The following is a 4,644-nucleotide window of genomic DNA, read 5'->3' on the forward strand; positions in this document are numbered from 1 at the left end:
CCGCAGACTGATTCGTCAACATCACCGGAGCGCTGAGCCGATGGCGGTTCCGGGAGCGGCGCGGCGTGTCGACCGACTCAGTGGCGGGGCAGTGGCCGAACTCGTCGGTCGCGTCGCAGCGGGTGAGGTCGCTGACTGTCTGCGGATGCTGACGGTGACCGTCATCGACGTCGTCGACCTGGGTGGTGAGTCGGTCGTCCATGAGGTGTTGACGCAGTGGCGTGAGCAGGGACGGGTCTCGCCGGCGACGCGCTCACAGCTCGCCGCGGTGATGACACGACACGAGGTCGACGCAGCCTTCGCCCATCGCTCGTCCGACATCGACGCCCAGCGGCTCTCGTTCATCAAAGCGCGTGCTCTGCAGTGTCTTTCGATCGCGATCGACTCGGCGGTCGGACCCACCGAACGACTCGGCGAAGCCTCCTACGAGGCGGCTGCGGCGATGGGTGGGACGGCTGGGGTGGTGGCCGTGCTCGTCGAGTTCGCGGGGTGATCACCCACGTCCGGCACGCTCACGCCAGGCCGTAGCTGTGTTCCACCGCGCGATTCCATTCGCCGTACAGGCGGTCGCGTTCGGGGGCGTCCATCGCCGGATTCCACCGGGTGTGTTCGTTCCAGTTCTCCCGGATCTCGTCCTCGCCGTCCCAGTATCCGACAGCCAGGCCGGCCGCGTAGGCCGCACCGAGGGCGGTGGTCTCGTTGACCACGGGCCGGATGACGGGGACGTCGAGGATGTCGGCCTGGAACTGCATCAACAGATTGTTGACCACCATTCCGCCGTCGACCTTGAGTGTCGACAACCGCACCCCGGAATCGGCCTGCATCGCCTCGATGACCTCTCGTGTTTGAAAGGCGCTGGCCTCCAGCGCAGCTCGCGCGATATGACGCTTGTCGGCAAAGCGGGTCAGGCCGGTGATGATACCCCGCGCGTCGGGCCGCCAGCGGGGTGCGAACAGACCGGAGAATGCCGGCACGAAGTAGACACCACCGTTGTCGTCGGCCTGAGCTGCGAGCTTCTCGACGTCCGCGGCCTCGCTGAACAGCCCGAGATTGTCCCGAAGCCACTGCACCAGTGACCCGGTCACCGCGATCGACCCCTCGAGTGCGTAGCGCGGCGCGTCCTCGCCGAGCCGATAGCACACCGTCGTCAGAAGCCCGTGATCGGAGAACACCGCTTCGGTTCCGGTGTTGAGCAACAAGAAGTTTCCCGTGCCGTAGGTGTTCTTCGCCTCGCCCGGCGACAGACATGCCTGCCCAAAGGTTGCCGCCTGCTGGTCGCCGAGAATGCCCGCGAACTGCACGCCCGGCAGGGAACCGTGTTCGCGCAGTGAACCATAGACCTCCGAGGAACTGCGGATGTCGGGCAACGACTCGACGGGGATACCCATGTCCGCGCAGATGGACTCGTCCCAGGTCAGGGATTCGAGGTCCATGAGCATCGTGCGTGAGGCGTTGGTGACGTCGGTTATGTGCTGCCCGCCGGCCGGTCCGCCGGTCATGTTCCACGCGATCCAGGAATCCATTGTGCCGAAGCAGAGTTCGCCGTTGCGTGCACGCTCGGCCACGGCGTCGACGTTGTCGATGAGCCACCGCATCTTCGGTCCGGCGAAATAGGTCGACAACGGCAGGCCGGTGCGGGTGCGGTAGCGGTCGACGCCGGCGTCGCCACCGAGTTCCTCACACAGCGCGCCGGTACGGGTGTCCTGCCAGACGATGGCATTGTGCAAGGGTTCGCCGGTGGAGCGATCCCAGGCGACGGTGGTCTCGCGCTGATTGGTCAGTCCGCAGGCGACGATGTCGTCGACATTGAGGTCGGCCGACGCCAGGGCCGCGGCCACCACGCGTCGCGTGTTGCGCCAGATCTCCGCGGGATCGTGCTCGACCCACCCGGCTCGAGGGAAGATCTGGCGGTGTTCGAGTTGCTCGACGGACACGACTCGGCCGCGGCGGTCGAAGACCATTGCGCGTGTGGAGGTCGTGCCCTGGTCGATGGATGCGACATATCCCGAGGTGCTGGCCACGCCGCCAGTGTCGCACGCGGTGCCCCACGCCGAGATCAATTACGCTGACGGACTATGAACTCCGAGTTCAATCCCGATCGACCTGCCGATATGGGCCCGCTGTACCGCGCCGAGGCGTGGCGGCGGTTGTCCGAGGAGCAATTCGACATCGTCGTGATCGGCGGTGGCGTCGTCGGGGTGGGAGCTGCGCTCGATGCGGCGACCCGAGGACTGCGGGTTGCGCTCGTCGAGGCCCGCGACATCGCCTCGGGTACATCGAGCCGGTCGTCGAAGATGTTTCATGGTGGGTTGCGCTACCTCGAACAACTCGAATTCGGTCTCGTTCGTGAGGCCCTGGCCGAGCGTGAATTGTCGTTGCGACTTCTTGCACCGCACCTGGTGAAGCCGCTTCCGTTCTTGTATCCGCTGACGCGGCGGGTGTGGGAACGGCCGTATGTTGCTGCCGGGATCTTTCTGTATGACCGGATGGGTGGTGCCAAGTCCGTTCCAGGACAACGACATGTGACCCGGTCGGGTGCGCTGCGGGTTGCGCCGGCCCTCAAGCGCGACTCGTTGATCGGTGGCATCCGTTATTACGACACCGTCGTCGACGACGCCCGCCACAGCCTCACGGTGGCACGTACGGCGGCGAACTACGGTGCGGTGATCCGCACGTCGACGCAGGTGGTCGGGTTCCTGCGGGAGGCCGATCGGGTGATGGGAGTGCGTGTTCGCGACAGCGAGACCGGTGATACCGCGGAGGTGCGCGCGCACTGCGTCATCAATGCCGCCGGGGTCTGGACCGATGAAGTGCAGGCACTGTCCCATCAACGCGGCCACTTCCGGGTGCGCGCCTCCAAGGGTGTACACATCGTCGTTCCCCGGGACCGGATCGTCAGTGAAACGGCGATCATCTTGCGTACCGAGAAATCGGTGCTGTTCGTCATCCCGTGGGAGACGCACTGGATCATCGGCACCACCGACACCGACTGGAATCTCGACCTCGCGCATCCGGCCGCTACCCGGGCCGACATCGACTACATCATCGATCGGGTCAACGAGGTGCTGGTGACCAAGCTCACCCACAACGACATCGAGGGTGTCTATGCGGGTCTGCGGCCGCTGCTCGCCGGTGAGGACGAGTCGACGTCGACGTTGTCGCGGGAGCATGCGGTCGCGCGGGTGGCGCCCGGGCTGGTGTCGATCGCGGGGGGCAAGTACACCACCTATCGGGTGATGGCCGCCGACGCGGTGGACGCGTGCGACGACTACATCCCGACACGGGTGGCGCCGTCGATCACCGAGCGCGTCCCGTTGCTCGGTGCCGACGGATACTTTGCGCTGATCAATCAGTGCGAACATCTCGGGAAGCGTTTCGGCCTGCATCCCTACCGAGTTCGGCGGCTGTTGAATCGGTACGGATCGCTGATCGATGACGTGCTCTATTACGCCGACGCCGATCCGTCGTTGTTGCGCCCGTTGGCGGCCGCGCCACAGTATCTGCGAGTAGAGGTCGTCTATGCGGCGATCGACGAGGCGGCACTGCATCTCGAGGACGTCCTTGCCCGCCGTACGCGGATTGCCATCGAGTATTCGCACCGCGGTGTCGGTTGTGCCCAGGAGGTTGCCGAACTCCTGGCGCCGATACTCGACTGGGACGCGGAGCGTATCGCCTTCGAGGTGGAGACCTACAACGCGCGCGTGGCCGCCGAGATCGCCTCGCAGCAGCAGCCCGACGATGCCTCGGCCGATGCGTTGCGCGCTGCGGCGCCCGAGTCCCGCCAAGAGATTCTCGAACCGGTGCCGGTGCCCGACAATTGATTGTGCGACTGCTTTGCCTGGGACCTTTGCCCCTGTGACCGGTGATGTCGCCGAGGGACAATGGGTTATGGGAAAAGGAGAGGTCATGGTGGACAACCCGGTTCAGGAGCTTCCCGTCGACGAGGCCTGGGCATTGCTCGCCTCCAAGGAAGTAGGACGTCTTGCGGTGAGTGTCGGGGGACAGCCCGACATCTTCCCGGTGAACTACTACGCCGGCGAGAAACGCATTCTTTTCCGCACCGGTGAGGGAACCAAACTGTCGGAGCTCGTGGTCAATTCCCACGTGGCATTCGAGTCCGATTTCTACGGCGACGGAGCGACCGGATGGAGCGTCGTCGCCAAGGGCTCGGCACGTATTCTATCCCGCGGTGACGAAATCGCCGCCGCCGACGAGTTGCCGCTGCAGCCGTGGATTCCGACGATCAAGTACAACTACGTCGAAATCACCGTCGACGAGATCTCTGCTCGCCGATTCCAATTCGGCCCCGAACCGGAGCGCTACCCGGTCTGAATCACACCATCGGGCGATGACGACTGGCCGTCGACGGATGTTTCGGTCCTTCCCACCCGATGCCCTTCTCATCCGGTGGTCGAGGTGCCGAGGAGCGCCAGTGACGAGGCCTGTTGTGCCGACAGTTATCCGGATGACGGTGGTCCGGTTCCAGCTCTGCTGCATGCGGTCTCGAGGCTCGCCGCACGCGGCTCGCACCTCGACCAGCGATTGATGAATCTCGGGCCGTTCCCCATCCCGGTGGTCGAAGCCTCCCCGTGCGGGAATGCCCAGCCCTTCCCATCCCGATGGTCGAGGTGCCGAGGAGCGCCA

Annotated in this window: 4 protein-coding genes; 3 read left to right on the plus strand and 1 reads right to left on the minus strand. The window is 65.1% G+C overall.

Translation table 11 applies throughout. The features are described from left to right. A partial coding sequence (locus B1964_RS06470; protein ID WP_253193907.1) for a hypothetical protein occupies positions 1 to 493 on the plus strand: 493 nt, incomplete at its 5' end. Positions 494 to 512: 19 nt separating this feature from the next. Here the strand turns inward: B1964_RS06470 and glpK are convergent. Beyond that, positions 513 to 2,021, minus strand: a complete 1,509-nt coding sequence (glpK, locus tag B1964_RS06475; protein ID WP_035726752.1) for a glycerol kinase GlpK — start codon at positions 2,019 to 2,021, stop codon at positions 513 to 515. 54 nt (positions 2,022 to 2,075) lie between these two features. On the opposite strand from glpK, the gene glpD reads away from it, so the two are divergent. Beyond that, positions 2,076 to 3,821, plus strand: coding sequence for a glycerol-3-phosphate dehydrogenase (gene glpD, locus B1964_RS06480; RefSeq protein ID WP_006367486.1), 1,746 nt, complete (start codon positions 2,076 to 2,078; stop codon positions 3,819 to 3,821). Between the two features lie 85 nt (positions 3,822 to 3,906). After that, positions 3,907 to 4,332 (plus strand): pyridoxamine 5'-phosphate oxidase family protein, encoded by a 426-nt coding sequence (locus tag B1964_RS06485; protein WP_006367485.1) that lies wholly within the window; start codon positions 3,907 to 3,909, stop codon positions 4,330 to 4,332. Positions 4,333 to 4,644 lie beyond the last annotated feature (312 nt).

The sequence above is a fragment of the Gordonia sp. i37 genome, assembly GCF_002043085.1.
Lineage (GTDB): Bacteria > Actinomycetota > Actinomycetes > Mycobacteriales > Mycobacteriaceae > Gordonia > Gordonia polyisoprenivorans.

What these genes read in the sequence shown, in the direction of transcription:
- B1964_RS06485 (WP_006367485.1), top strand. Translation starts at nt 3,907, where the DNA reads ATGGTGGACAACCCGGTTCAGGAGCTTCCCGTCGACGAGGCCTGGGCA.
- glpD (WP_006367486.1), top strand. Translation starts at nt 2,076, where the DNA reads ATGAACTCCGAGTTCAATCCCGATCGACCTGCCGATATGGGCCCGCTG.